The sequence below is a fragment of the Methylocapsa aurea genome, assembly GCF_000746085.1.
In the GTDB taxonomy this organism is placed as follows: domain Bacteria; phylum Pseudomonadota; class Alphaproteobacteria; order Rhizobiales; family Beijerinckiaceae; genus Methylocapsa; species Methylocapsa aurea.
This window is the reverse complement of record NZ_KN050804.1, coordinates 88,761-113,963: the sequence shown is the minus strand read 5'-3', so window position 1 is coordinate 113,963 and position 25,203 is coordinate 88,761. Positions and strand designations below refer to the sequence as shown.

The 25,203-nt window shown below is 59.9% G+C and carries 23 protein-coding genes and 2 pseudogenes; 13 read left to right on the top strand and 12 right to left on the bottom strand.

Translation table 11 applies throughout. From position 1 onward, the window contains the following. Positions 1 to 121: 121 nt before the first annotated feature. The 4 genes from DL86_RS15685 to ccmA all read right to left on the bottom strand — a co-directional run bounded on the left by DL86_RS15685 (position 122) and on the right by ccmA (position 3,121). Positions 122 to 769: a hypothetical protein gene (locus DL86_RS15685; protein ID WP_051953574.1), complete on the bottom strand. Its 648-nt coding sequence runs from the start codon at positions 767 to 769 to the stop codon at positions 122 to 124. Between the two features lie 45 nt (positions 770 to 814). Beyond that, positions 815 to 1,615, bottom strand: a complete 801-nt coding sequence (locus tag DL86_RS15680) for a DUF2092 domain-containing protein (RefSeq protein ID WP_036263420.1) — start codon at positions 1,613 to 1,615, stop codon at positions 815 to 817. Positions 1,616 to 1,814: 199 nt separating this feature from the next. Continuing rightward, entirely contained in the window at positions 1,815 to 2,522 is a 708-nt protein-coding gene (gene ccmB, locus DL86_RS15675; RefSeq protein ID WP_036263418.1) for a heme exporter protein CcmB, read from the bottom strand. Next, positions 2,519 to 3,121 (bottom strand): heme ABC exporter ATP-binding protein CcmA, encoded by a 603-nt coding sequence (gene ccmA / locus DL86_RS15670; RefSeq protein ID WP_036263416.1) that lies wholly within the window; start codon positions 3,119 to 3,121, stop codon positions 2,519 to 2,521. The genes ccmB and ccmA overlap by 4 nt, the downstream gene beginning before the upstream one ends. Before the next feature lie 134 nt (positions 3,122 to 3,255). Here ccmA and acnA point away from each other — a divergent pair, with 134 nt between their 5' ends. Then, positions 3,256 to 5,985 carry an aconitate hydratase AcnA gene (acnA, locus tag DL86_RS15665; RefSeq protein WP_036263414.1) on the top strand — a complete coding sequence of 910 codons (2,730 nt, stop codon included), beginning with the start codon at positions 3,256 to 3,258 and terminating at the stop codon, positions 5,983 to 5,985. 129 nt (positions 5,986 to 6,114) lie between these two features. Here the strand turns inward: acnA and DL86_RS15660 are convergent, their stop codons facing one another. After that, entirely contained in the window at positions 6,115 to 7,155 is a 1,041-nt protein-coding gene (locus DL86_RS15660) for an NHL repeat-containing protein (RefSeq protein ID WP_036263412.1), read from the bottom strand. 186 nt (positions 7,156 to 7,341) lie between these two features. Here DL86_RS15660 and leuB point away from each other — a divergent pair, with 186 nt between their 5' ends. Beyond that, positions 7,342 to 8,454 (top strand): 3-isopropylmalate dehydrogenase, encoded by a 1,113-nt coding sequence (gene leuB, locus DL86_RS15655; RefSeq protein WP_036263410.1) that lies wholly within the window; start codon positions 7,342 to 7,344, stop codon positions 8,452 to 8,454. A gap of 132 nt (positions 8,455 to 8,586) precedes the next feature. On the opposite strand, the gene DL86_RS15650 is transcribed toward leuB, so the two are convergent. The 3 genes from DL86_RS15650 to DL86_RS15635 form a co-directional block, all read right to left on the bottom strand. Further along, positions 8,587 to 8,946: a hypothetical protein gene (locus DL86_RS15650; RefSeq protein ID WP_036263408.1), complete on the bottom strand. Its 360-nt coding sequence runs from the start codon at positions 8,944 to 8,946 to the stop codon at positions 8,587 to 8,589. A 284-nt stretch (positions 8,947 to 9,230) separates the two neighbouring features. After that, the gene (locus tag DL86_RS15640; protein ID WP_036263403.1) at positions 9,231 to 10,040 is read right to left on the bottom strand and encodes an FkbM family methyltransferase; all 810 of its coding nucleotides are present in this window, start codon (positions 10,038 to 10,040) and stop codon (positions 9,231 to 9,233) included. Between the two features lie 189 nt (positions 10,041 to 10,229). Then, on the bottom strand, positions 10,230 to 11,012 hold the full coding sequence (locus tag DL86_RS15635; protein ID WP_156964708.1) for a hypothetical protein: 783 nt from the start codon (positions 11,010 to 11,012) through the stop codon (positions 10,230 to 10,232). 363 nt (positions 11,013 to 11,375) lie between these two features. Here DL86_RS15635 and DL86_RS15630 point away from each other — a divergent pair, with 363 nt between their 5' ends. Further along, entirely contained in the window at positions 11,376 to 12,410 is a 1,035-nt protein-coding gene (locus DL86_RS15630; RefSeq protein ID WP_036263907.1) for an aspartate-semialdehyde dehydrogenase, read from the top strand. A 184-nt stretch (positions 12,411 to 12,594) separates the two neighbouring features. Here DL86_RS15630 and DL86_RS15625 read toward each other — a convergent pair whose 3' ends face one another. Next, on the bottom strand, positions 12,595 to 13,644 hold the full coding sequence (locus DL86_RS15625) for a hypothetical protein (RefSeq protein WP_156964707.1): 1,050 nt from the start codon (positions 13,642 to 13,644) through the stop codon (positions 12,595 to 12,597). Between the two features lie 415 nt (positions 13,645 to 14,059). On the opposite strand from DL86_RS15625, the gene DL86_RS15620 reads away from it, so the two are divergent. Together DL86_RS15620 and DL86_RS20755 are read left to right on the top strand one after the other, a co-directional pair. Beyond that, complete coding sequence (locus tag DL86_RS15620; RefSeq protein ID WP_036263905.1) at positions 14,060 to 14,299, top strand: CopG family ribbon-helix-helix protein; 240 nt, start codon at positions 14,060 to 14,062, stop codon at positions 14,297 to 14,299. Between the two features lie 60 nt (positions 14,300 to 14,359). After that, the gene (locus DL86_RS20755) at positions 14,360 to 14,626 is read left to right on the top strand and encodes an NnrU family protein (RefSeq protein ID WP_342585875.1); all 267 of its coding nucleotides are present in this window, start codon (positions 14,360 to 14,362) and stop codon (positions 14,624 to 14,626) included. A gap of 45 nt (positions 14,627 to 14,671) precedes the next feature. Here DL86_RS20755 and DL86_RS15610 read toward each other — a convergent pair whose 3' ends face one another. Together DL86_RS15610 and DL86_RS15605 are read right to left on the bottom strand one after the other, a co-directional pair. Next, on the bottom strand, positions 14,672 to 15,250 hold the full coding sequence (locus tag DL86_RS15610; protein WP_036263904.1) for a DUF3280 domain-containing protein: 579 nt from the start codon (positions 15,248 to 15,250) through the stop codon (positions 14,672 to 14,674). Between the two features lie 113 nt (positions 15,251 to 15,363). After that, entirely contained in the window at positions 15,364 to 15,810 is a 447-nt protein-coding gene (locus DL86_RS15605) for an SRPBCC family protein (protein ID WP_036263391.1), read from the bottom strand. Positions 15,811 to 16,005: 195 nt separating this feature from the next. On the opposite strand from DL86_RS15605, the gene DL86_RS15600 reads away from it, so the two are divergent. The 8 genes and pseudogenes from DL86_RS15600 to DL86_RS15575 all read left to right on the top strand — a co-directional run bounded on the left by DL86_RS15600 (position 16,006) and on the right by DL86_RS15575 (position 24,368). Further along, positions 16,006 to 17,409 (top strand): sensor histidine kinase, encoded by a 1,404-nt coding sequence (locus DL86_RS15600; RefSeq protein ID WP_036263388.1) that lies wholly within the window; start codon positions 16,006 to 16,008, stop codon positions 17,407 to 17,409. Continuing rightward, positions 17,409 to 18,077: a response regulator gene (locus DL86_RS15595; protein ID WP_245276397.1), complete on the top strand. Its 669-nt coding sequence runs from the start codon at positions 17,409 to 17,411 to the stop codon at positions 18,075 to 18,077. Before DL86_RS15600 ends, DL86_RS15595 begins: the two co-directional genes overlap by 1 nt. 9 nt (positions 18,078 to 18,086) lie before the next feature. Next, positions 18,087 to 18,233, top strand: a pseudogene (locus DL86_RS19475) (antitoxin Xre/MbcA/ParS toxin-binding domain-containing protein); the annotation flags it as partial. Then, positions 18,230 to 18,679, top strand: a pseudogene (locus DL86_RS20620) (RES family NAD+ phosphorylase); the annotation flags it as partial. The pseudogenes DL86_RS19475 and DL86_RS20620, both read left to right, overlap by 4 nt. A 48-nt stretch (positions 18,680 to 18,727) precedes the next feature. After that, positions 18,728 to 19,459 (top strand): sigma-70 family RNA polymerase sigma factor, encoded by a 732-nt coding sequence (locus DL86_RS20615; protein WP_342585877.1) that lies wholly within the window; start codon positions 18,728 to 18,730, stop codon positions 19,457 to 19,459. Between the two features lie 77 nt (positions 19,460 to 19,536). Continuing rightward, the gene (locus DL86_RS15585; RefSeq protein ID WP_036263385.1) at positions 19,537 to 20,529 is read left to right on the top strand and encodes a FecR family protein; all 993 of its coding nucleotides are present in this window, start codon (positions 19,537 to 19,539) and stop codon (positions 20,527 to 20,529) included. 78 nt (positions 20,530 to 20,607) lie between these two features. Then, positions 20,608 to 23,109 (top strand): TonB-dependent siderophore receptor, encoded by a 2,502-nt coding sequence (locus DL86_RS15580; protein ID WP_084572966.1) that lies wholly within the window; start codon positions 20,608 to 20,610, stop codon positions 23,107 to 23,109. A 209-nt stretch (positions 23,110 to 23,318) separates the two neighbouring features. Beyond that, positions 23,319 to 24,368, top strand: coding sequence for a hypothetical protein (locus DL86_RS15575; RefSeq protein ID WP_156964706.1), 1,050 nt, complete (start codon positions 23,319 to 23,321; stop codon positions 24,366 to 24,368). Positions 24,369 to 24,627: 259 nt separating this feature from the next. Here DL86_RS15575 and DL86_RS15570 read toward each other — a convergent pair whose 3' ends face one another. Next, positions 24,628 to 25,032, bottom strand: a complete 405-nt coding sequence (locus DL86_RS15570; RefSeq protein ID WP_036263379.1) for a nuclear transport factor 2 family protein — start codon at positions 25,030 to 25,032, stop codon at positions 24,628 to 24,630. Positions 25,033 to 25,203 lie beyond the last annotated feature (171 nt).

Sequence of the window (25,203 nt, the reverse complement as noted above, 5' to 3'; positions counted from 1 at the left end):
TGCGACGCTTGATCGCCGCCCGAACCGCATTGCTCGGCTTTGGTCCCATCCTAGTCAGATAAGAGCATATAATCGAAAAGGAATTGCTTCGACCCAAAGGGGGCGGGCGCAGAGCGTTGAGTTACATGGGCGGGACGACGCGATAGTAGAGCCCATTGGCGCCGTAGTAGGGTTGATACCAGGTTCCGCCGCAGACGTAATAATTGACGCCTCCGGCATATTGGTATGGGCAGCCCGCCGGAACCGTCGCGACCAAGCTGCCGATCGCGATGGCCGTCGCCGCCGCCGCGACGCCGGCAGCCGCGGCGCCGCAACCCCAGCAGCCGCCGCCATAATAGCTGTTGACCACGGTTGGGCCGTGGTAGCCGCCGCCATAATAGCCGCCGGCGTGCCAGCCGTCGCCGTGCCATGTTCCGCCGTGATAGACGTTTCCATCATTGACAGCGGTTCCGTGCCAGCCATCGCCAGCGACGCCGCCGGCATGCCAAGCCGTTCCCCCGGCCGTGACGCCGCCGGCGTGATAGGCGCCGTCCACGCCGCCGGCGTGCCAGGCGCCGCCAGCATCACCATGAAAGGCTCCGCCGCCAAATCCGCCGGCATGAAAATCTCCGCCGCCAAGCCCTCCGGCGTGAAAGCCGCCGCCGCCGCCGAAACCGCCGCCGCGGAAGGCGTCGGCGGTTTGGGGCGCGCCGGCGCCCAGCGCCAGGGTCAAAATGGCGGCGCCCATGAGCAAGTTGCGGTTCATGTTGAAACCCTCAATGTCGAACATGACAATAATCCGAGGCCAAAGGCCCTGCGATGGAATGCGGCGGGCTCAGGGCTTCGTCTCGGCCTTGGCCTCGTCCGGGCGGCCAAAAGGAATTTGCTTTGTCTTCGCGGTCTTCTTCGGGGCGAAGGACTCCTTGGCTGCATCGCCGTTGAGCTTCCAATTTGAGAACTCAACCATATGGCGCGGCTTTTCGCTCCCGTCGGCGGCGGTCGCCCAGATGAGGCGCGGGAGCTTGTCTTTCTCGCCGATCCAGATTTGCAGGTGGACGTTCTTGTCGGAAATCGACAGGACGTCGGTGGTCACGCCGCCGACAAGCGACGACTTCCCGATCACGAAAGCGTTGGTCAGTCCCGTGGTCAACGCCTTATAGGGATCGGACACAAGAATATCGACAAACGGAAAATAGATGCCTGCCTTCTTGTAGATCTTTTCGAGCATCTCATCGAGCGTGCCGGGAACATTGGCGAGCGCGATCAGATCCTCCTTCGGGGTCAAGACGGCAACCGCCTCGCCGTCGAAATAGAACTCGGAAGGGGGGCCATCCCCTGGAACGATGACGCGGAGTTTGTTCGGCCGGGCGAGCAGCACTTCCGAGCGGGTGTAATAGAACAATGGCTGCCCATTACGGGCCGGCACGTCGAAGGCGCCAAGGGCGTGGAAGGAGATGGTTTTCGCCGCGGCGAGCTTTTCGCTCGCAGCCTTCAGGAGAGTAAGAGCGGCCGGCTCGATGGCGGGATGGGCCGCCTCGGGCGCAGCGGCGGCGGGCGCTGGCGCGGTCTCCGCGATCGCGACGCCAGAGATGAGGCTCAACGCAGTCGCGAATAGGGGAACCCAAAACTGTCTCATGAACGCCTCGATAGCCCGTAGCTTCGCCGATGACCTGTATCAATTGATAAATGTATTCAGAATATTTGTAAATTGCGCCGCTTGTGCGTTGCAGGTGACGCCCGCCAATGCGTCCCGACCAATTGACGGCGCTTGAGAGGCTATAGAATTGCGGACTTAAGGGCTGATGTGACTGGTCGCTAAAATGCGTTGGACGTCGTCATTCGCTCATGTGCCGCAGCGCCGCTGCTGCGGCGATCGGAGCGCCGGCGAGAGCCATCAAAGTCAGGGCGCAAAGAATCAGGAACGGCGTCGCGAAAGGAATCATCGCGCCGGGCGCCGCCCCCGCCGCCGCGACGCCGAAGATCAGGACCGGCACGCAGAGCGGCAGAATCAAAATCGCCAGCAAGAGTCCGCCGCGCCGCAAGCTGACGGTCAGCGCTGCGCCGATCGCCCCGATCAAGGTCAAGGCGGGCGTGCCGGCGAGCAGCGAAAGGGTCACGCTCCAGAGCTGATTCGCGGGCAGCGCCAGCATGAGGCCGAAGAAGGGCGCGGCGATCACCAGCGGCAGGCCGGTCAAGATCCAATGCGCGGCGCATTTGGTCAGGACGATCAATTCCAGCGGCGCCGCGCTCGTCAAGAGAAGGTCGAGCGAACCATCCTCGTGATCGGCCTGGAACAGGCGGTCGAGTCCGAGCAGGGTCGCAAGAAGGCCGGAGATCCAAAGCATCGCCGGAGCGATCCGGGCGAGAAGGGCGAGGTCGGGGCCGACCGCGAAAGGCGTCAGCGTGACGAGGATCAGGAAGAAAACCACGCCGAGACTGGCGCCGCCGCCGATCCGGTGGCCGATCCGCAATTCGCGGGTAAAGAGCGCATGGAGCGGAGAGGCGCCGGCGGACTTGCTTTTCGCGTGCGTCGTCTGTTTCATGCTCGTCCCAGCCGCAGTTCGCGCCCGGCAAGATCGAGCCGGATATGGGTCGCGGCGACGATCATTCCGCCGCCGGCCAGATGCGCCGCCATGATCTTTGCCATGACGATCTGCGAATCAGCGTCGAGCGCGGTGGAAGGTTCGTCGAGAAGCCAGACCGGCCGGCTCGCGACGAGGAGCTTGGCGAGCGCCGCCCGACGCTTCTGGCCGGCCGAGAGATAGGCTGCCGGAAGCGCCGCCACATGAGCGAGGCCGAACGCAGCAAGGGCCTCCTGCGCCGGGAGTCCGCCGCGTCCGGAGCCAAGGATGGCGGCGAAAAAATCCAAATTCTCAGTGACGGTGAGAGCGCCTTTCAGCGCGTCGGCATGGCCGAGGTAATGGGCCATTTCGGGGACCGTCTCCTCGCCCGCCGGCGCGCAGGATATCTCGCCTGCGGCGAGCGGAAGAAGCCCCGCCAGCGCGCGCAGCAAGGTCGATTTTCCAGCGCCGTTGCGCCCAGTGACGACCAGGCTCTCGCCTGACTCGATGGCGAAGGAAAGATCGGCGAAGACGATCCGGCCGCCGCGTTCGACAGAGAGGCGCGAGGCGCTAAGGCGCATGAGCGATAACCAGGGCTGGGGCGGGTCAATGAATGAGTGAAGACTTTGTCTATCATCCGTGTAGCTCTCGGCGTAGAAATTATTTATAAGCCGAACATCTTTTCATTTTCCGACCTTTTCCGGGGACAGCCGCGATGGCCGCGCTTGATAGTTTCAAATGCCGCAAGAAGCTCACCGTGGGCCGCAAGACCTATCATTATTTTTCGCTGAAGAGCGCAGAAAAGAACGGCCTTGCGGGCATCTCGCAACTGCCGTTTTCGATGAAGGTGCTGCTCGAGAATCTGCTTCGCTTCGAGGACGGCCGCTCGGTCACCAAGGAAGATATCGGGGCGGTCGCCGCATGGCTGACCAATAAAGGAAAGGCCGAACGTGAGATCGCGTTCCGCCCGGCCCGGGTTTTGATGCAGGATTTCACCGGCGTGCCCGCCGTGGTCGATTTGGCGGCGATGCGCGATGCGATGACCAGCCTTGGCGGCGATCCGCAAAAGATCAACCCGCTCGTGCCGGTCGATCTCGTCATCGATCATTCCGTGATCGTCGACGCCTATGGCACCAACAAAGCCTTCAAGACCAACGTCGATCTTGAATATGGCCGCAATGGCGAGCGCTATCGCTTCTTGAAATGGGGCCAGGGATCGTTCGACAATTTCCGCGTCGTGCCGCCAGGCACCGGCATTTGCCACCAGGTCAATCTGGAATATCTCGCCCAGACGGTCTGGACGCGGAAGGAGAAATTCACTCCCGCTCGCGGCAAGGCGGAGACGGTCGAAGTCGCCTATCCAGATTCGCTGGTCGGCACCGATTCGCATACGACCATGGTCAATGGACTCTCGGTGCTGGGCTGGGGCGTTGGCGGCATTGAGGCGGAGGCCTGCATGCTTGGCCAGCCGCTCTCGATGCTCCTGCCGGAGGTGATCGGGTTCAAGTTCACCGGCGCGCTCGCCGCCGGAGTCACCGCGACCGATCTCGTTCTCACGGTGACGCAGCTCTTGCGCAAGAAGGGCGTCGTCGGCAAATTCGTCGAATTTTTCGGGCCGGGACTCAACAATCTTTCGCTTGCCGATCGCGCGACCATCGCCAATATGGCGCCCGAATATGGCGCGACCTGCGGCTTCTTCCCGGTCGATTCCGAGACCCTCGCCTATCTTGCGACATCCGCGCGCATGCCGGCGCGGGTCGCTCTCGTCGAGGCCTACGCCAAGGCGCAAGGCCTGTTTCGGACCAGGGCGACAAAGGATCCGGTCTTCACCGAGACGCTCGAACTCGATCTTGCTTCGGTCGCTCCGTCGATGGCCGGCCCGAAGCGTCCGGAAGGGCGCATCGCGCTGGAATCGGTCGGGGCCAGCTTCAAGACCGCGCTCGCGAGCGAGTACAATAAGGGCGGAGAGGCCGACAAGCGCTATAAGGTCGAGGGCAAGAATTTCGATCTCGGCCATGGCGACGTGGTGATCGCGGCGATCACCTCCTGCACCAATACCTCGAACCCGAGCGTGCTGATCGGCGCCGGCCTCCTTGCCCGAAACGCGGTCGAAAAGGGAATCGGCGTGAAGCCCTGGGTCAAGACCTCGCTTGCGCCAGGAAGCCAGGTCGTCGCCGAATATCTCTCTGCGTCAGGGTTGCAGAAATCGCTCGACAAGCTCGGCTTCAATCTCGTTGGCTTCGGCTGCACGACCTGCATCGGCAACTCTGGTCCGCTGGAGCCGGAAATTTCCAAGTCGATCAACGACAATGGCATTGTCGCCGCCGCCGTTCTCTCGGGCAATCGCAATTTCGAGGGCCGCATCAGCCCCGATGTCCAGGCGAATTACCTCGCCTCGCCGCCGCTCGTCGTCGCCCATGCGCTCGCCGGGACGGTCGCCAAGGATCTCGACGCCGAGCCTCTTGCGCATGATAAAAAAGGCAATCCCGTCTACCTGAGGGACATCTGGCCGGACGACGAAGAGATTGCCGCCTACATCGACGAATTCGTGACCAAGAAAGTCTTCAAGGCGCGCTATGCCGATGTATTCAACGGCGATGTGAATTGGCGCAAGGTGAAGGCGCCGGTGGGCGAAACCTATAATTGGGACATTGGCTCGACCTATGTGCAAAATCCGCCCTATTTCGAGGGGCTGACATTGGAGCCGGAGCCGGTCAAGGAAATCGAGAATGCGCGCATTTTGGCGCTTTTCGGCGATAAGATCACGACCGACCATATCTCGCCCGCAGGCTCGATCAAGGCGGCTTCTCCGGCCGGAAATTATCTCCTCGAACGCCAGGTTTCGCAGGCGAATTTCAACCAATATGGCACCCGCCGCGGCAATCATGAAATCATGATGCGCGGGACTTTCGCCAATATCAGGATCAAGAATTTTATCCTGAGGAAGGATGACGGGGCCGTGCCCGAAGGCGGGTTCACCAGGCATTGGCCGGACGGCGAGGAAATGTCCATTTTCGACGCGGCGATGAAATATCAGGCCGAATCCGTGCCGCTCGTCGTGTTCGCTGGCGCCGAATATGGCAACGGATCCTCACGCGACTGGGCGGCGAAAGGAACTCGGCTCTTGGGCGTGCGCGCGGTGATCGCCGAATCCTTCGAGCGCATTCACCGGTCGAATCTCGTCGGCATGGGCGTCCTGCCGCTCACCTTCGAGGCCGGCGCGAGCTGGGAAAAGCTGAAGCTCAAGGGCAATGAAGAGGTGACCATTCATGGCCTCGGCAGCACTTTGCAGCCGCGTCAGAAGATGGAGGCGGAGATCCGCTACGCCGACGGCAAGGTGAAAAAGGTCCCGCTGCTCTGCCGCATCGCGACGCTCGACGAACTCGATTATTTCAACAATGGCGGCATTTTGCCTTATGTCTTGCGCCAGCTCGCGGTCGCCTGAGCGCTCACTGTAAAGAGCAAAATGGCTTGCAGAAGGGATCTGCAAGCCATTTTCACGCTCTAATGCTTTGATGAGAGGCGGATTCAGACTCTGGAGGGAAGCGCGCGATTTTGTCTGAAATCACCAGCTCTAGCGTTGCTGGATAATCCCGAGCGGCGTTGACGAAATGGCTGGGACGCTGACGCCGTTTTGCGTGGCGTAGGTGACCTTATAGGCGCGGATGAGATGTTCGCTTGGGAATGACACATAGAGTCTTGCCCGTGATTTATCGAAAGCAATCCCGTAGGGCGATGACGGAAGATTGGTCAGCAATGCCTTCGCGGCGCGGCCCTTCGCCGCGACGGTGATGTTCCTTCCGTCGGGGTCGGTGTAGAAGATGTTGTGGTTGGCGTCCGCCGCCGTCGCGAAGGCCGAGCCTATCACATTGATATTGTGGTTGGTCACCACTGCCGCTCCGTAGTCAGGACTTAGGGAGTTGGCCGCTGTGAATGTGCGGTTGAATATGTCCACTGCTTGCCCGGAGAGAAGGTTTGGTGCTTCATATACGTTATAGATAAAAGCTCCGTCCCTTTTCGCCACAACGAAAACTCGGCCATTGTCATAGGCCAGCGCATATTTTGTTCCAGGCGCCAAATCCGTATAGGTTTGCAGCTTTCTATATGCTGGAAACATAGCGACGAAATTTGCATTGTTGTATGGGAGCGTAAGATCGTTGTTGTAGGCGTTTATTTCCGTACTGCTTTGACCGCCTGGAACGGGTGTGGCGCTATGCCCGTTTGACTGATAAAGAATATTATCAGCGTCGAGCACCATCGTTATCGGGCTGTCGCCAGGCGGAACGGGCAGTGAGTTGATGGCTTTGTGGTTGGCGTCGTAGACATTGATGTGGCCATCGGCGCCGACAATGCCAGCATAGATGAGCCCGTTATTGTCCACCGCGATCGAAAACGCATTGGGCGCCGCCACAAAAGATGAAAGCGCGCTGGACACGGGGTTGAAGACGAAAACCCCGCTTGACGGATCGGCGACATAAAGCGCGCCGGTATTCTGATCGACTCCCAGCCCATAAGGATATTGCATCGCCGCGGCCGCCGGGATGGCAGCCATCGTCGCACCTGACAGCATCAAAAAAACTGCCGACGCCGCCTTAAAAATCCGATTGCCCAGCATAGAAAAAACTCCCCCCTTTAAGATGAGGAGAGTTTAGCTTTGCCCTCGGGCCTTGCAGTGTCGTCGCGCACGTGGCGGCGGCCCGTCAAGGCGCCGGTCTGCTTTCCCCCAGCATGAGAATCTTGCCAGCATGTCCATGATGTGATTGGTGGCGTTCGAAAAAGAACCAAGGAACAAGGCGCATCAATGGCCGTCTATAAATTGTTTGTCCTGCCCGGCGATGGCATAGGTCCCGAAATCACGGCCGAGGTCGAGAAAATCGCGACCTGGTTGACGCGGGAGGGAATCGTCCAATTCGAAATCGAAAAAGGCCTCGTCGGCGGCGCGGCTTATGACGTGCACGGACAAGCGATCAGCGACGCCGACATGGAGCGCGCCGAGGCGGCCGACGCGGTGTTGCTGGCGGCTGTCGGCGGTCCGAAATGGGACGGCGTGCCCTATGAGCTGCGGCCCGAAGCGGGGCTTTTGCGGTTGCGCAAGGATCTGCAGCTTTTCGCCAATTTGCGTCCGGCGATCTGCTATCCGGCGCTCGCCGACGCCTCGTCGCTGAAGCGCGAACTCGTCGACGGGCTTGATCTCATGATCGTTCGCGAATTGACCGGCGGGGTCTATTTCGGCGAGCCGAAACAGATCATCGATCTTGGCAATGGGCAGAAGCGAGGCATCGATACGCAGGTCTATGACACCTATGAAATCGAGCGGATCGGGCGCGTCGCCTTCGAACTCGCGCGCAAGCGGCGCAATAAGGTCACCTCATCTGAAAAGCGCAATGTGATGAAGTCCGGGGTGCTCTGGAACGAGGTCATCACCGCTTTGCATGCGCGCGAATATCCCGATGTCCTCCTGGAGCATCAGCTTGCCGACTCTCTCGGCATGCAGCTCGTCCGCCGGCCGAAGCAATTCGACGTGATCGTCACCGATAATCTTTTTGGCGATATGCTCTCGGATGTGGCCGCGATGCTCACCGGCTCGCTAGGCATGTTGCCTTCGGCTTCGCTCGGCGAAAAAAATGCGCGGAGCGAAACGCGCAAAGCGCTCTATGAGCCAGTGCATGGCTCGGCACCGGACATCGCGGGCAAGGGGCTCGCCAACCCGATCGCGATGATCAGTTCGCTCGGCATGGCGTTGCGCTATTCGTTCAATCTCGGCGAAGTCGCCGACCGGATCGATAGGGCCATTTCCGGTGTGCTCGAAAAAGGCCTGCGCACCGCCGATATCAAGGGCGATGCGCAGGAGACCATTTCGACGATAGAGATGGGCGATGCGATTCTCGCGGAACTGCAAGCCTCGCTAAGGTGAAGGCGGCTATAAGATAGACAGCTCCCGGAAAAGAGTTTTGCGTCTAGCCGCCTTATTATTTTCTTGGTCTTGTCTTTTAGTCTGGCGCGCCGAAGCTCGGAGCGTCAGACCCTGCTTTCGCAAAGCGCGAAATCAATAGGGGTAGGCTGGCGTCTCGAACTCGATGAGGGGCTGCGAGCGAACCGGAATTTCGAGGGGCCTTGGCAGCAGCTCATTGCCATACAACGATCGCTGGTTGACCTGATCGGGGGTGCGGTTGAAGACCGTGCTGGCGGTGACATAATTTGACATGCTGCCCACCGGAACGACCGGGCCGGGATCAAGCCAGCTGCGCTTGCTGACAGTCAGCGGCGGACGTTCGTCATTATAACGGGCCGCCACCGCCTGCCGATTCTGGTGATGGCGAAGCGGCTTGGTTTGCGCCGCTGCGGCGGTGGTCATCGCAGCTGCGACGGCGGCGGCTGCGATGAGCGAAGTCGTCTTGCGATACATTTTCAAAAACCCCGTGCCATTTTAGCTATAACGCAAGAGCAACGTTTTAGTTCGATCGGAATCCGGGGAAATTGCGCATTAGCGGCTTTTCTTTGTTCTTCGCCGAAAGCCGGCTCCAAAAAACGGGCGAAGCGGCGCGCCTGCTGGGGCATCCGCTCCGCCCTCCCAGCCCCTGTCGGCGCACGGCAAATGGACATCAATCATGAGCGCTTCCCGAGCATATGGAATGATCTGATCGGGAAGGAATCGCTCAGATTCCAAGGGTCGAAGCATGCTCTAGATGCTTAATTCAGCAGGGACTTCGCACAAAACTTCAATATAGTGCTGTGGAGTCCCAACTCTTTCCGGACCCGATGCAAGTCGTCGAAAGAGATGACCGGCTCGTTTTTCTTGTCGTAGATCGCGTATCCACGATTGAGAGATGTCTCAATGATGTGATCGAATTCGCTCCTATGCTCATCGATGTCATGGAATTCGACGACAAATTGTCCTACTTTGGCGGGATTGAGCAGTTCATCTGTAAGGACGCCATATTCCGCGCCTTCAATATCGCATTTGAGAAAGTCTATGCGGCCTTTAACATAGTGACCGATCGTTTCGCAGGGGATCCGGATCGAGACGAAATGATCGGCGTCTTGGAAGGTTGAAATGTCGCGGTAGGCGGCCGCGGCGACATTGGAATCATGGGTATTGTCGACCATGAAGTCGATTTCGCCGGAATAATCGCAAATAGCGACATTATGGATATCTATCGTATTGCCATTTTTCCGCGAAATGCGGGAGATGTTGTTTTCGAGATGAGCGAATGCTTTAGGGCTGGCTTCGAATACAAATATTTTTCCGTCTTTGATCCGCTGATTTATAAAGATAGTGAAATAGCCAACATTGCTTCCGAGGTCGACGGCGGTCGCTCCATGGGGCAGCGGCGCGATGGGCTGATATATCTGGCTGACGAAAATCTCGCCAAATACGGAGCTGGAATCGCCAGGGCGGTTGATCACCTGTCCCATGGCGGGAACATAGAGCTTTTCGATTTTGAACGGCAGGCGCCGGGCAACCGCAAACAGTAGTCGAGAAAACACAGGCAGCTCCATTTGTGGGCGCGCGCCGTCCTGAACAGGCGGCGGCTTGCGTCAGCGGCGAGGACCGCTTGAACGAATGCATTGAGGCGACATTGCCTTATTATGCGCCTCTTAGGGCTTCCGCAACCAAGCGATATCTCTGCCGCAACTCAGCTACAACGCAAGTGCAGCATTTAGGTTCAGCCGAATTGAGGTTTCGAATTAACGAATTTTTCTTGCGCTCTTGCCCAATGCGGCCCCTTGGGCCGCATCGAACTGCGCCTCGTCGAAGCGGCCGCCGCGCAGAGGCGTCGGCTCGGGCGCCCGCTCGGCGCAAGCGGTGTCGCCGTTCAACTCCCGCGCGGCGAAGAGCGCGATGACTTCAGCGTTCTCGGCGGCGGGGGCGAGTTCGATCCGGTCGAGAAGGCAAGCCAGCGCCGGTTTCGATGTGGCCAATGGGAGGGATCCGTCCGCGCCGTTGCAGGCAAAGCCGGTGATGCGCAGTTTCCCGGTTCCATTGGCGCTTCGGAAACCAAGGCAGGCGGTTTGGGAAGAATCGCTCCGCATTAAGGTGAGGTCCGCGGCCTCGAAGCCGCCGAAGCGCGTTGGCAGGGCGGTAGGCTGCGCCGCGCGGGTGATTGCGCGGCCGATTTCGGCGGCGCGGCGGGCGAGGTCGACGTAAAAGGCCGCATCGGGGGCGCGCTCGGCGCCGAGTTGGTAGAGCGTCAGGCGCAGGAAGGGGCCGGAGCCGTTGACGCCGCCAAAGGCCAGAATGTCCTGCCGGCCGCTGCCGGTCCGCCGCCGCCGTGCTTCGTAACTTCGGGTTTCTTTGCCTAATTCAGGCGCTTCAAGCCGGAACAGCTCCACGGGGCGCGGGATTTCGATCCATGCGGGCGAAGGCGCCGGCGGGGTCGCGGGCGCTCCCGCGCCAGGCGAAACGGGGTTTTGGGCCGCGTTGAGGAGCGCCAATGCGCCTGAGAGACTCGAGGCGGCGAGAGCGGCCATCCAGAGGCGCCGGAGCAGGCGCCGCGAGCGCCGCGAGCGCGACATTGGGAGGCGGGCAGGCTCGAGGGGAGACTCCGCGCTGGTTCGCTCGGCAAAGTTTCGGCCTTGAAAGGCAAGGCGCATCGGCATCCATCCTCCCGCCGCGCCAAGGAAGCGCATATTTATGCGCGCCAATGTGCGGCCCGAAGATTGTGCGAAACGTTACTGCCCAACCGCCGATTGAAATTAGCGTCAACGCCGCCTTTACCAAGATGGCGGCGGGGGCGGCGCAAGAGCGCGGGCGATTTCGTTGCGGCAGGCCGACAATTGGCTTAAGCAACGAGGTCTTGCGGCAGGCGCATTCACGCTCGAATGGAGAAAAACATGGGTTTCAAAGTCGCCGTCGTCGGCGCGACGGGCAATGTTGGGCGCGAAATGCTCGATATTCTCGCCGAGCGCCGGTTTCCGGTCGATGAGATAGCGGCGGTCGCTTCGTCGCGCTCGCTCGGGACGGAGGTTTCCTTCGGCGACAAGACCTTGAAATGCAAAGCGCTTGAAAATTTCGACTTCAGCGGCGTCGACATCTGCCTGATGTCGGCGGGCGGGGCCGTCTCCAAGGAATGGTCGCCGCGGATCGGCGCGCAGGGCTGCGTCGTCATCGATAATTCGTCGGCCTGGCGCTATGACAGCGAGGTGCCCCTGATCGTGCCAGAGGTCAACGCCGACGCGATTGCAGGCTTTGCCAAGAAAAACATCATCGCCAATCCGAATTGCTCCACGGCGCAGCTCGTGGTGGCCCTCAAGCCGCTGCACGACAAGGCCAAGATCTTGCGTGTCGTGGTGTCGACCTATCAGTCGGTGTCGGGCGCCGGCAAGGAGGCGATGGACGAGCTTTTTGCCCAGACCCGTGCGATCTTCGTGTCCGATGGGGTCGAAACCAAGCATTTTCCCAAGCGCATCGCCTTCAACGTGATCCCTGAGATCGACGTCTTCATGGAGGACGGCTACACGAAGGAGGAGTGGAAGATGATGGCGGAGACGAAGAAGATTCTCGATCCCAAGATCAAGCTCACCGCCACCTGCGTGCGCGTGCCGGTCTTCATCGGCCATTCCGAGGCGGTCAATATAGAGTTCGAGAACCCGATCAGCGCGGAAGAGGCGCGCGACATTCTGCGCGAGGCTCCCGGCTGTTTGGTGATCGATAAGCGCGAGCGCGGCGGCTACATCACGCCGCATGAGGCGGCGGGCGAGGACGCGACCTATATTTCCCGCATCCGCGAGGACGCGACGGTCGAGAATGGCCTCGTATTATGGGTGGTGGCCGACAATCTGCGCAAAGGGGCGGCGCTGAACGCGATCCAGATCGCCGAGACGCTGATCAACCGCAAGCTGATCGCGCCGAAGAAGAAGGCCGCGTGAGGAATAGGCTGGAGAGGCCGCGGGCCTCAAACCAATCAAAGAAATCGAGCGGGGCGCGGGCGTAGGCACGGTGCGTGTTCGGGTTGCGGATGTTGGCGGTGAAGAATTCAAAGAAGCGATAGGAGGCGCGTTCGCCGGCGGCAGCGAGGGCAGGAGCGTCGGTCGGTGAAGGCGAGGAGTTGGATCATGCGTGCTGATTGCCGGTCAAGTTGATCCACGCGCGGGTCTTCGTTTCGATAACCCCATATCCATCCTCTCTAATTGCGAATTCAAATTCTAGCTTATCGGGGAATGCCAAGCCGTGTCTCTCAAAATCAGCCCTTAACCTCTCTGGACTCCGAATAAACTCCTGCTCGAAAACATTGAGCCGATCGAGCAATTGATCCGCTCCGCGCCCTGCCGCCATCGTCGTTCCGGCAGCTGACATGAACCCGATCGGCATGAACACCTTGCCGCGAAATTCAAAAGCTGAATTGCAATGTTTACGTCGTAACGTCGCCCGCTGCTCCTCTGTAATTGGGTTTTTAAGGCCAAGCACGCCCTTCACTTCATGGATAACGCCTTTATTCGGCCATTCGCTAGCGAGCACTTCGAGAACATGATCACGAGTCCAATCTCCGTGTTTCATGATGTCGATCACGTAAGCTATTTGCGGCTTGAATGCCGCAAATAGAAGCGGCCCATCACGGCGCACGAATCCATCGGCTTCGACTTGCGTTGAGATATGGAGGTGGTGGACGCCCCAGTCGTTGAGCATCAAATCGAGATCACGTCGAGGAGACTGCCCTGGGACTTGCACAACTGCGCGTACGATGTCCCGGCTCAGGTATTTCGTGAGATCGCGTCCTTGTTCAATGTCGTCAATGATCTGCGCGAGATCATTCGCCCGCTGCGCGGTCAAGGGATTTTGTTGGAAGGCTATCGACTTGGCAACTATCCGTGGTTGCGGCTTCACCCGTCGGCTCATCCAGTTGTGATAGACGACGAGGAGACCATGGGCGTCGAGCCCATTCAGATACATGACCAGCGAAGCGTCGCTGCGGTCGTACGGCATGTTTTGCAGCACCCACTGACAGGCGCTTTCCTTCAGGCCCACCCCAGCCTCCATTTCGTATATGATAAAAACATTATCATATATTCTTGGCCGGTCAGCAAACGTCGTCCCAGAAGACGCGTCCGCATCATTTGCTCGAATGGCGGGCCGTCCGCCCCATCCCCCAACAAACTTCTTCATGAACCCATGCTATGCTGTCTCCGGCCAGCGACGGCGCGTTTCTCCGCGCGGAAAAAGCTCAGGGGAAAAGCATGTTTGTTCTTAATCTTGGGAGTTTCGTCTTTCTCGGCGTTTATAGCCTCACGGCCTTCCGCGAGACGCGGACGGGCCTGATTGAGCGTACCCGGTGCTGATCGGAGCACCCGTGATCGTTCGCCGGACATATCTTCACGCCGCCGCCTTCTGATAATCCTTGATGTCGGAAAAGACGACATCTTGCCATTCGTCCTGCTCATTTTTCCAGGTCCCAGGCCGAGGCGGCGAGAAAAACCGGCGCGTTGTCGAGTCCGCCCGCAAACGGGTTTGCCCCCCAACCTCTAAATTCGCCTAGACTACAAGCGGACCAAACCGCCTCTTGCGCCAAAAAGCGACGCCCATGCCCGCACCTTTCACCGTGCGCCTCGACGAATCGATGATCGAGGCCCTCGACCGCCTCGCGGAAAAAACCGATCGTTCCCGCAACTGGCTCGTCGCCCGCGCGATCGAGGATTATGTCGCGCTCAATGCCTGGCAGCTCGATAAAATCAACGAGGGGATCGAGGCCGCCGATCGGCGCGAATTCGCTGCAGACGATGAGGTTGCGCGCATCAGGAAGAAATTCGCGCCTTGGTCGTGAGGCTACGCTGGACCGCTCCGGCCTTGCTGCGTCGGCAATCCCAAGCCTCGGGCGGAGGGGATGATCCCGGTGTGGGCCCCGCCGACATGGACGCGGCATATCGCCCTCTCGCAGATGTGGTTCTCTTTTGTGGCATTGGCTTGCATGAATCCCGCGCCGGGCAAGATTCGCGGCTGGCTCCGCCACCCCATATGCTGGTCGGCATCAAAATCTGGGCGCTGGCGCATCTCTTGGCCAATTTTCCAGCCTGGGCGGTCTTTGACCGCCGCCGGCGCCGCCTATCTTCAAGCTTTGCGACTATGGGGTATGAGGGCCGCTGCAAGATAGAGAGGCATGCAAATGCTTCCGCTCCGAGGCGACGTCAGCTTCCTGTCATTGGGACAGTTCGCGAGTCCGGCGCGCCAGCTCGGGTTCCACAAGCCGGTATCTGATCAGCCAAACGATGGCGCGGCTCCATGACTCGTCGGTTTCGCCGCGTAAATCCGTCTGCGAGATATTCATGAGCGCGCCGGTGTGCGCGTCTCGGATTCGAAACTCCAAATATTGCTCCATCACGCTAATCTTGCGAAAGAAGGCGATGAACGACATGTCGGCGCCGAGATCGCGCGCTATGCCGGTTTCGCATCCGTTGCACTTTCGCAGCCAATGCGACTTGACCATTTCATCTGCCGAAGCGCTCCCATCGACGATCTCGAAAAGGCCCGATTGCGCAAGACGCTCGCGCGCCAGCGCCGTTGCGCGCCGCAGCATCGCCGTCTCTGCCGCGCTTTCGCCTGCGAGCGGGCCGCCGGCGGAGAAGTCGTCGAGTTCGATATCGAAGACCGCGAGTTTGATGGGCGGCCGCGGCTCGGATCGTCCGGCGGCGGGCGCGAACAGCGCCATGAGAAACGCGGCCGCGCCAAGAATGAGCGATTGCCGGAGGCGGCCTGACGCCAATATTCGAACGTTCATGCTTGGCTCCTGATAAGCTCGAGAGGAATGTCGATCGGGACGTTGGATGGGACTGGAGTCGCGCCGGCCGCGCCGCGCGCGATTGAGAATCTTGGCCGCTCTGCGCGCCATCGTCATCCGCTCGCGGGTGAGGCGATCTCTGATCGCAGGTCGCCTTCCATCCCATCGAGACCGGCGCTTATCGCTTCCCTTACAAGTTCGGCTAGCGAGGCGCTGTCCTTAGGATCAGACTCAAAGTCAACGGTCCAGGCAATAACCGCCATCGAGTCGAATGATTCAAATACTTCGACCGTTCCTTGATAGTATGTTACCGGAAACGGCGATTTTACTCTCAGATAGACAAGCCGCTTCAGTTTATGATCTATTTCTTGAATAATGTCGGTGATCTCGCCTCCCTCGATCGTCGTCATTTTCCGATAGGCGCCTATTCCATTTCCTTCCACGGAACACGCAGCGATAAAGGGAAACCATACATCCAACCTTCCTATTCGGCTTATTGCCTCCCAAGTTTTCTCGACTGGCGCGTTCAGCTTTTTCGTGATGGGCTGTTTCGTGTGCATGGAGTCACCTCGTGCGCAGTCGGCTTATTGGATTGCTGAAGCATAGGGCTCGGCCGCCGCGAGCGCTTCGGATGCGGTCCTTGCGTGGGTTGGGAAAATTTCCCGAGCATGACCCCATGCGCTTTACGGGCGGCCGGGAAGCTGCGACCTTTCTCGAGATGATGCTTATGGACAATGCGTCGCTTGAGATTTGTAATGAGCACAATCCATCCGCTGAACCTGAGGGTTTCCGTCATGCTTCGCGTGGCGCTGGGCGCGCTCGCCTGCGCGTTCGGCGCCGCGGTTTTCGTCATTGCGGAAACGCGAATAGACATGAGCCGCGGGCTGGAGGCGAAGGTCGAGTTGATGGCGGGCAAACTCAATTTGCAGGCGGTTCGCTTCCAAACCGAATTTGATCAGGACGAGCGATTTCCGGATTGGGGGTTCCTTGCGGATAAATTGCTCGACGAGGGTTCTTGCATTCGCTTCGAAAACGCCGACCGCCAGCAGGTCTATGCCAGCTGTCTCGGCGTCGCCGCCTCCAGCGCCGCCACGCCGCAATGGTTTTCAGGTGTTTACCAGATGCTGTTCTCGCCAACGCGCCCAATTCGGCGCGTGATCGAAACCCGCGGCAAGCCAATAGCGACCATCGAGCTCTCGCTCGATCCGATGCTTGGCGAGGCGCGCGCTTGGAGCGAAACGCGCCGCATCATGTCGGTCACGGCCAGCGCGATCGCGCTTTTGAGCCTGATCGTTTATTTCGCCATTGATCGCGCTCTGCGTCCGACTGTGGCCATGCTGGCGGGGATCGATCGGCTGGCTGGTGGGGACTTGTCCTATCGGCTGCCGCAGGTTCCGCTTATAGAGTTGCAACGGATCGGCGAAGTGATCAATCGCATGGCCGCACGGCTAGAGACGACCATGGCCGAGCGGGCGGAACTCGCTCGCCGGCTCGTTATTGCTCAGGAGGAGGAGCGCCGCCATTTGGCGCGGGAGCTTCACGATGAGTTTGGGCAAAATTTGGCGGCAATCAATGCGATCGCCGCTTCCGTCGGAGCGACCGCCCAAATCGCATGCCCGGAGCTGATGCCGGAGGCCATGAGCCTGTCGCGGATCGCCATGAAGATGATGAATGAATTGCGCAATACGCTTGCGCGGTTGCGCCCGGCCGTCGTCGATGAGCTCGGCCTGGTTGAGAGCCTGAAAGATTTAGTCGTTGGTTGGAATGGACGACTCGGGGCAACGACTCGCTTTACGTTTTCGGAGAACGGCGATTTACGCGCATTGCCCGACGCCGTGGCCATAACCGTCTTTCGCATTGCGCAGGAAGGCGTGACCAACGCCGCCAGACATGCAGGAGCGCGGAATGTCAATGTGGCGCTCGAACGGCTTACCGGATATGCCGCCCGATCGGCGGAGAGCGTCGTGCATTTGACCATCGAGGACGATGGCAAAGGCTTCGACCCGCATGAGAGCGTGGGGTCGGGCGCAGGCCTTGCCGGCATTCGCGAGAGAGTCGCTATTTTTAAAGGTCGCATGGACTTGCGCAGCGGAGCCTCCGCCGGCGCGAGGCTCTCCGTCATCATCCCGATCGCGGCCGCCGCGCCGGAGGCTGCGTGATGGCGCAGGCGATCAGAGTGATGCTTGTCGACGATCACGCCATCGTGCTGGAAGGCTATCGCCGCCTTTTGGAGAAGCAGGCGGGCATAGAGGTTGTGGCCGAGGCCGCGGACAGCCGGACAGCCTATCAGCGCTATAAGGAAGTCCGACCGGACGTCGTTGTGGTCGATATCTCGATGCCGGGCCGCGGCGGCATTGACCTTATCGGACAGCTTCGGGCATGGGACTCTGCGGCGCGGATCGTCGTATTCACGATGCATCAGGACGCGGTCTACGCGATGCACGCTTTCCAAGCCGGCGCCAAAGGCTACGTCACCAAGAGCAGCAATCCCTTGTTGCTGGCGGATGCGATCGTCGATGTTTTTGCGGGAAGGAAGGCGATCTCGCCAGATGTCAGCCAGGAATTGGCCCTGGGGCGGCTCAGCGGCGACGCTTCGGCGTTGAATGCCTTGTCGCCCCGAGAATTCGAAATTCTGCGATTGCTTCTTGAAGCAAGCCCCGCGGCCGAGATCGCGGCGGCTCTGAACCTCAGCCCAAAAACAGTGGCGAATTACCACTATGTCATCAAGCAGAAGCTTGGAGTGCGTTCCGATATAGAACTCTTATATTTTGGCTTGCGCGAGGGCCTCGTCGCGCCGCCGCCGTCCGCCCAAAGCGAGGCTCTGTAGCGCGGAAGCGGGTCGCAGGATGAGGCGGAGCAATGGCTGGAGCATTCCGCCATAGGCCTCGACCAGCGACGCCCGATCGACCTCTTGGCGACGCCCGCGGGCGTGGAGATGGTCGAGGATTTCTTAGAGCGTCTTGAGTACGGCGTTTACGTGTGACCCCGCTTCCGGCGGCGCTTGGCGGCAGCGAACTTGTGGCGTGGCGGCTGGACCAGGCGACATTTCGCGCCATATGGGACAATGGCGAAGGCGCATACAGGGCAGGCGGGCGCTGGAACAGCGGAGGCCTTCGGGCGGTCTATTGCTCCCTCGACCCAGCGACAGCGATCCTCGAAGTCGCCGTGCACAAGGGCTTCAAGGCGCTGGATGCGGTTCCACACGTGCTCACAGCGGTTACCAAAACCGAGCCTTTAGGCGTTCAGGTCGTGGATCCAGCGTCCGCTCCCAACCCCAACTGGTTGAGACCAGGCATTCCCAGCGCCGGCCAGCAAACTTTCGGCGACGCGCTGCTCGCCTGGCACAAGTTCGTCCTGATCCCCAGCGCGGTATCGACCCATAGCTGGAACCTGATCTTCGTCGGCGCGACGGCGGCTGGGGCTTACGCGACGACGACGCCATCGAAACGCCGTAGGCCCAGCGACGATTGGTTTCGCATGAACGCCTATTTTCGTTGGCGCATTCTGGACGCCGGTAACGTTTCACCCAACAGGAAGAAATCCTTGGACCGGTACGGTGCTCGCCCGCTTTCATGGCGGCGAGCGTTCGGTCCCACGAGGACCACCAGACAGCATGAAGATAGACACCCTTATCCTGGACGCCTGTTCCGCGCGAAGGCGCGATTTCTTGAAGACGCCATAATGAATCCGTTTGCGATGCCCATCAGCCGGCGCGCTCTTTTCGACGCATTGTTTCGCAAACACCATCAGGAACTGTTGGCTTTCGCCAACCGGCGCCTGGGCTCGGTCACGGCCCAGGACATCGTCCAGGACGCCTATGCGCAACTGATGCAGGTTTCCGATCTGGTCGCGATCGAGAACCCACGCGCCTATCTCTATCGCGTCGTCGGCAATCTCGCCGCCAAGGGAGCCGCCATCGACCGATTGCGGACAAGTTGGGGCGACCCTGAAGATGCGCTTGCGACGCTGCGATCCGAACTTCCTTCCGCCGATGCCGCCGCCGACGCGGCGATCCAGCTGTCCAAATGCGTCGCCGCGCTCGACGAACTGCCGAAACTCCAGCGTCATGCGTTCCTGTTGAACCGGATCGACGGGTTGACCCATGCGGAGGTTGCGATGACATTGGGGCTTTCGAAGCGCACTGTCGAGCGTTACGTCGCCAAAGCTTTGGAGCACTGCCTGACGCGGCTCGGCCAGGACAGCCGCTAAACAATGGCGGTCAGGCCGGGCGGATCCCCTCCTATATCGACGCTTCGCCTAGATCTTTTACGAGATTCGATTATCCCATGACATCGCGCGACCGTTCCGAGGCCAGAATCCGGGAGGCGGCGGCGCGCTGGGTCGCCCGACGCCATGCCGGCGAAGACGCGGACGACGACCGCGCCTTTGACGCCTGGCTGGCCGGAAATCCCGCCTGCCGCACCTGCTATGATGAGGCGGAGCGTTTGTGGCAAAGCCTCGGCGGCCTTGAAACGGCCGGCTTTCGCCAATTGGAGGAAGCAAGAGCCAATGGCCGGAGGACGCAACGGCGCCGCGAAATGGTCCGTCTCGGCGGTCTTGGGTTTGCCGCGGCGCTGCTGGCTGCGGCGCTGTTTGCGTCGCCATGGTGGCCGCACGAGCGCAATGAGATCATCCGCACGGCGATCGGGGAGCGGCGGACACTCTGGCTCGGCGACGGCTCCAGAATAGAAGTCAACACAAATTCCGAGTTGACCCTCCATGTCTCATGGCTCCAGCGTTCGGCTCGGCTGATCCGGGGCGAGGCGCTGTTCGCGATTGCCCATTCCGCTCTGAAGCCTTTCGAGGTCGAGGCGGCCGGCGGCCGCATCCGAGATCTTGGGACAATGTTCGATGTCCGCCTGGAGGGGGAGCGCGCATCGGTCTATGTCCTGGAAGGCGAGGTAAACATCGTGACCGCGAATGGCGAACGCGCCGCCTCCCTCAAACCGGGCTACGCTCGAAGTTTCGGCCGCAGCGGTGCAATCGCCGCCCTTGAAGCTCTCGACGCAGAGGCCGTCGCCGCATGGGCCAATGGCGAGCTTGTTCTCAATGCGCGGCCGCTCAGCCAGGTGCTGGCCGAACTTGGCCGCTACCATACAGCAACCGTCAAGCTCGAAGCGCCCGAGCTTGCCGCGATGACGCTCAGCGGCGTCATGCCAACCTACGATCTCGATGCCGCGCTGGAGACCATCGCCGCGGTCCTTCCACTCAAACTCGTCCGGCCTAGCCCCGGCCTTTACATCCTGGAGAGTGGCAGAAAAGGCACGCCGGAAAAATAACCCAGAATAGCGTGGCGGGGTTTGCCGCGCCGGCCGCTCTTACCTCATGAGCCTGAAAATAGACCATGGGGGAAACAAATGCGCTTTTTGAACATGCTCGGCAAAGGAGCCTATCTGAGCGCCTGCCTGACCCTGGCGGCGGGAGCGGCGCTCGCGGAGGACGCGCGAGACATCAACATCCAGCCGCAAGCGCTGGGCCCAGCCCTCGATGCGCTTGCCCGGCAGACGGGACTGAGACCGGTCTACGCCGATGCGGCCGTTCGCGGCGCCAGCACGGCCGGAGCGGCCGGGCATATGACCCCGCGCGAGGCGCTCGCCCAGTTGCTCGCTGGAACCGGCCTCTCTTACGCCTTCACCGGTCGAGGCGCGGTCGCGATCAAGCGCGGCAAATTCGACGGGAGAAGCGTCGCCGAGGAGGAGGGCGTCCCGCTGCCCGAGGTCGACGTTGCTGGGACAGCGAGCGGGTTCGGCGGCGCGGGTCCGGCGCAGGACCCCTATAACGCCACTTATGTCTTGGAAGACGCCGCCACCGGGACCAAGACCAATACGCCCATCATGGACACGCCGCTGAATATCCAGGTGATCACTCAGCAGGTGTTGCGGGATCAGCAAGTCATCAGCCTCGACCAAGCGTTGCAGAATGTCAGCGGCGTGACGGTCGCGGGCCCCGGCGCGTTGGGCGCTGGGACTGCCTACAGTCAAATTGTCTTGCGTGGGTTTCCCACCTGGACGCTCTTCCGCGACGGGTTTCGTCAGGATACCACCGTCAGCTTCCTGGATGGCGCCTCCACGCAACAACTCGCCAATGTGGCGAGCATCGAGGTGCTCAAGGGCCCTGCGGCAATGCTCTACGGGCTTGTCGAGCCCGGCGGCATCGTCAATATCATCACCAAGGAGCCGCTGACCGCGCCCTATTATTCGGTTAACCAGCAGATTGGCTCCTTCGCCAATTACCGCACCAGCGTCGACGCAACCGGCCCGGTCACGAAGGACGGCGCATGGCTCTACCGGATGAATATGTCCTACCAGAACAATGGCGCGCCGTTTGGCTCGCCCGTCGATCTCACGCATTCACAGGATATTTTTCTTGCGCCCGTGCTCAAATGGAACATCGATCCAGCGACCTGGGTGAAGCTGGAAGCCCAATATGATGAAAATCGCTTCGGTCAGTTCTATGGTGTTGATCCTGTCTTCAAGGGGGCGTTCATGCCCATCCCGCGAAGCCGCAACTATGGTGGAAACTCTCCCGCCGCGCAAAAGTCGCTTTTTTCCGCGCTGACCTGGTCACACCAATTCGATGGCGATTGGTCGATCAAACAGCAAATTTCCTATAACCGCATTGCTTATAGCAGCTCTACTATACAACCATACGCTCTTGAAGCAATGGGCGGCGCCCAATTAATTGACCGTTACCTTGCGACAAACGCCACAGGGCAGACAACCTATTCGACAAATGTCGATATTATCGGCCATATCAACACGTTTGGAGCCACACATACTTTGCTCATTGGCGGAGATGTCTACAAAAGCACTGTCCTAAGCGAAGTTGGCTTTAACTTAGGGCCTTCACAAATTGATCTCTTCAACCCGGTTCATCCAGGGACTCCGCTTCCCGGTTCTCTGACCCCCGCTTCCGGATCTAACAGCGTGCAAGACACCGCCGGTCTCTATCTGCAGGACCAGATCAAGCTGCCCTATAATTTCTATCTCCTCGCGGGGGCGAGATACCAATATATCCATCAAGCCAGCGAAACGGGGCCGACGCTTGGTGAAATGACGCAAGGCCCTCCGCTCACGGAATCCGCTCTGACTCCCCGCTTCGGCCTACTGTGGCGGCCGGAAAGCTGGGTGAGCTTCTATGCCAATTATTCCGAGGGTTTTGGTCCCAACAGCGCCACTCTCTATCCTGGAATCCCCGCTCCCCCGACAAGCGCGCGAGAGGGGGAGGCGGGCGTCAAACTCGAGTTCTTCGATGGGCGGCTGAGGGCCAGCGCCGATTACTACGATCTGACCAAGACCAACATCCCCACGGCTGATCCAAGCCCGTTTCACCAGGGCTTCAGCATATTGACCGGCGAGGCGCGCAGCAAGGGAGTTGAGCTCGATATACAGGGGGCAATATTGCCCGGCTGGAACGTCATCGTCGCCTACGCCAACCAGGATGTCCGCATCACCAAGAGCGAAAATGGCGACGTCGGCCAGCGCCTTCCGAACATTCCAAGAAATTTGGGGAGCCTCTGGACCACCTACGAATTCCAGCAGCAGGTCTTGACAGGGTGGAAGGTCGGCGGCGGCGTCATCTATCATGGCTCGCAGCCCATTGTGGATTATTCGGGCCTCAATCTCTCGCCGTCATTGCCCATGCTATCAGCCTACGCCACCGTGAATCTTATGGCCGCCTATAGCTTCAAGATCGCCGATGCGAAGATAACGGCGCAGGTCAATGTCACAAATCTCCTGGACGCGACCTCCTACACAGGGGCCATTAATTATGCCCCGGTTTCCCCTGGATTCGCCCTCGGCGTTCGCACATATGGCGCGCCGCGCGCCATCATGGGCTCGCTCAGCGCGCAGTTCTAGGGAGGACCGCAATGGCCTGCGATGTTTTGGGCCCGCCATGTCCGAGTTTTCCAGAGGCGGATGAAGCGTTAGAATCAGCAGAAGTCGAAATTGGTGGCGGCAGGAGGCGATATCTTCACTACGCATCAAGACTAATTTGCTTTCATGGCTGATGGGCCCCGCTTGGCTGGGCGGCCGAATTACGTCAAGTGATTTATAGGAGCATGTTGATGTCCAATGATCTCGAAGTGGCCGCGCTTCATCCGGGCGCTCCGGCGGATGTCAGTCTTGCGATCCTCGGCGCGATGGCCTTTGTGGCGGAAGCCGGGCAGGCGCCCGCGCGGTCAGAGGATATTGAGATGATCAGGGGCGCCTGGAGATTCATCTTCGGCAAGACCTCCACCCTCGATCTTGCAGCCCTCGCGCGCGTCGAACCCAAGCTGCTCGCATCATTCGTCGTCTCCGCGAGCTTGCGGGAGGACGCGATCAAATTCCTGACCGTCATGACGTGTATCGATGGCGTCCCCGAGGCGGCCAAGGTTGACGCCGTGCGCCGATACGCGGCGGCGCTCAATATCGAGGCTTCCTATCTTGATCTGCTTGGCCTCGCCTCAAATGGACATATGCAAGACGCGCTCGCCGAAATGACGCGTCTGAACATGGATAGCATCACAAATGGCCAATGGACCGGCGGGGATGCAAACGCCTGGCTTCTGCCATATGCCGGGCCCGGCGCCGATCCAGCTCTGGCCGCCCGCTTCCACGCTCTATCAAAATATCCTTCGAACAGCTTCGGGCGTGCGTTTCACCACCAATTCACGTCGAACGGCTATGATTTTCCGGGCGAGGCGAAGGCGCTGAACGCCGGCTTTTCGGTCCCGCACGACAGCGCTCATGTCATCAGCGGCTATGACACCACGCCGCGGGGCGAGATCCTTGTTTCGGTGTTCACCTCGACAATGCACAAGCGCTTGCCGATGGGGGCGCACGTCCTTCCGGTGATCTTCATCTGGCATCTCCACATCCAAATCAATCCGATCGCCGGGAAAGCCAAGACCCCTATGGATCCTGAGAATTTTTGGTGCGCCTGGGCCGCGGGAGCTGACAGCAGAGCCGATACTTTCGCGTCGGGATGGGATTTTTGGGCCTATGCGGAGCGGTCGCTGGCCGAGGTGCGAAAGATCTTTGGCATACCCGCCGCCGGCCTCGAAGCCTGGGCAGACGCTCATGGCTTCAGGCCGACGACGGAGCCAACGAGAACGCCTGTGTCTGAGTCTTAAGCGACAACCGCAAGCATCGCTGCAAAACCAGAACTCACTATTTCCGTTCGACCAGACTCCCGCGCGAGAGCCAATCTTGGCTGAAGTGTCCGGCGTCGGCAAGGACCAAAGGCAAGGCAAGGCAAGAGGCCTTCTTCTCCTTAGAGCATATTCTCGTCGAACAGATTGGTTCAATCTGTTCGACGAGAATATGCTCAGGCTCTTTAACACTGGAGCGATTTCTGATCGATCGAATAACTCCATTCGATCGGAAAGCGCTCTAGTTCAATCGCCCAAACGAAGGCTGGGAGGCTGCCTCATCGATGGGCACCGCAATCGGACTCGCCTGATGGTGAACCATTCGCCAGGCGCCGTCGATGCGCTTAAACCAGTTGGTCGCAACGAGCGCCATCCCGCCTACGATTTCGGTGCAAATGACTCTACCATCGCTTCCCGAAACGATGGCCAGATCCTCCCGATGGCCAATTGCCTCTTGCAAAGGACTGCGCAAGATATCGCGATAGGACTGCAAAATCGCTTGCCGACCGATTAACACTGGCCATCCAGGGTGGACGCAGGAAACATCGTCGTCGGCCCAGACTACCGACATGCGCGCGAAATCGGCTGCGTCAAACGCGTGGTAATAGGCGGCATTCGCCGCCAGAAGCGCATCTTCGTCGGTCATTGTCGCGCACGGTGGCCCAATCAGTCGCGGAAATCAATCGAGGCTCGTCCGCGACCGTAAGGCCGAGCGCCGGTAGCAGGGACGGCTGCGAATGATAGCACGATAATTAATTGGTTCTATTCTATCTCTACAATTTCGCATATTATCTCTTAAGGAATCCAAAAAATGAAA

Excerpts from the sequence above, each read along its gene's own strand:
- DL86_RS15685 (WP_051953574.1), bottom strand. The coding sequence starts at position 769 with ATGTTCGACATTGAGGGTTTCAACATGAACCGCAACTTGCTCATGGGC.
- DL86_RS15600 (WP_036263388.1), top strand. The coding sequence starts at position 16,006 with ATGAGCACAATCCATCCGCTGAACCTGAGGGTTTCCGTCATGCTTCGC.
- DL86_RS15630 (WP_036263907.1), top strand. The coding sequence starts at position 11,376 with ATGGGTTTCAAAGTCGCCGTCGTCGGCGCGACGGGCAATGTTGGGCGC.
- DL86_RS20755 (WP_342585875.1), top strand. The coding sequence starts at position 14,360 with ATGATCCCGGTGTGGGCCCCGCCGACATGGACGCGGCATATCGCCCTC.
- DL86_RS15620 (WP_036263905.1), top strand. The coding sequence starts at position 14,060 with ATGCCCGCACCTTTCACCGTGCGCCTCGACGAATCGATGATCGAGGCC.
- DL86_RS15605 (WP_036263391.1), bottom strand. The coding sequence starts at position 15,810 with ATGCACACGAAACAGCCCATCACGAAAAAGCTGAACGCGCCAGTCGAG.
- DL86_RS15610 (WP_036263904.1), bottom strand. The coding sequence starts at position 15,250 with ATGAACGTTCGAATATTGGCGTCAGGCCGCCTCCGGCAATCGCTCATT.
- DL86_RS15635 (WP_156964708.1), bottom strand. The coding sequence starts at position 11,012 with ATGGCCGCTCTCGCCGCCTCGAGTCTCTCAGGCGCATTGGCGCTCCTC.
- acnA (WP_036263414.1), top strand. The coding sequence starts at position 3,256 with ATGGCCGCGCTTGATAGTTTCAAATGCCGCAAGAAGCTCACCGTGGGC.
- DL86_RS15595 (WP_245276397.1), top strand. The coding sequence starts at position 17,409 with ATGGCGCAGGCGATCAGAGTGATGCTTGTCGACGATCACGCCATCGTG.
- DL86_RS15570 (WP_036263379.1), bottom strand. The coding sequence starts at position 25,032 with ATGACCGACGAAGATGCGCTTCTGGCGGCGAATGCCGCCTATTACCAC.
- ccmB (WP_036263418.1), bottom strand. The coding sequence starts at position 2,522 with ATGAAACAGACGACGCACGCGAAAAGCAAGTCCGCCGGCGCCTCTCCG.
- DL86_RS15680 (WP_036263420.1), bottom strand. The coding sequence starts at position 1,615 with ATGAGACAGTTTTGGGTTCCCCTATTCGCGACTGCGTTGAGCCTCATC.
- DL86_RS15580 (WP_084572966.1), top strand. The coding sequence starts at position 20,608 with ATGCGCTTTTTGAACATGCTCGGCAAAGGAGCCTATCTGAGCGCCTGC.
- DL86_RS15575 (WP_156964706.1), top strand. The coding sequence starts at position 23,319 with ATGTCCAATGATCTCGAAGTGGCCGCGCTTCATCCGGGCGCTCCGGCG.
- leuB (WP_036263410.1), top strand. The coding sequence starts at position 7,342 with ATGGCCGTCTATAAATTGTTTGTCCTGCCCGGCGATGGCATAGGTCCC.
- DL86_RS15650 (WP_036263408.1), bottom strand. The coding sequence starts at position 8,946 with ATGTATCGCAAGACGACTTCGCTCATCGCAGCCGCCGCCGTCGCAGCT.
- DL86_RS20615 (WP_342585877.1), top strand. The coding sequence starts at position 18,728 with ATGAACGCCTATTTTCGTTGGCGCATTCTGGACGCCGGTAACGTTTCA.
- DL86_RS15585 (WP_036263385.1), top strand. The coding sequence starts at position 19,537 with ATGACATCGCGCGACCGTTCCGAGGCCAGAATCCGGGAGGCGGCGGCG.
- ccmA (WP_036263416.1), bottom strand. The coding sequence starts at position 3,121 with ATGCGCCTTAGCGCCTCGCGCCTCTCTGTCGAACGCGGCGGCCGGATC.
- DL86_RS15640 (WP_036263403.1), bottom strand. The coding sequence starts at position 10,040 with ATGGAGCTGCCTGTGTTTTCTCGACTACTGTTTGCGGTTGCCCGGCGC.
- DL86_RS15625 (WP_156964707.1), bottom strand. The coding sequence starts at position 13,644 with ATGAAGAAGTTTGTTGGGGGATGGGGCGGACGGCCCGCCATTCGAGCA.
- DL86_RS15660 (WP_036263412.1), bottom strand. The coding sequence starts at position 7,155 with ATGCTGGGCAATCGGATTTTTAAGGCGGCGTCGGCAGTTTTTTTGATG.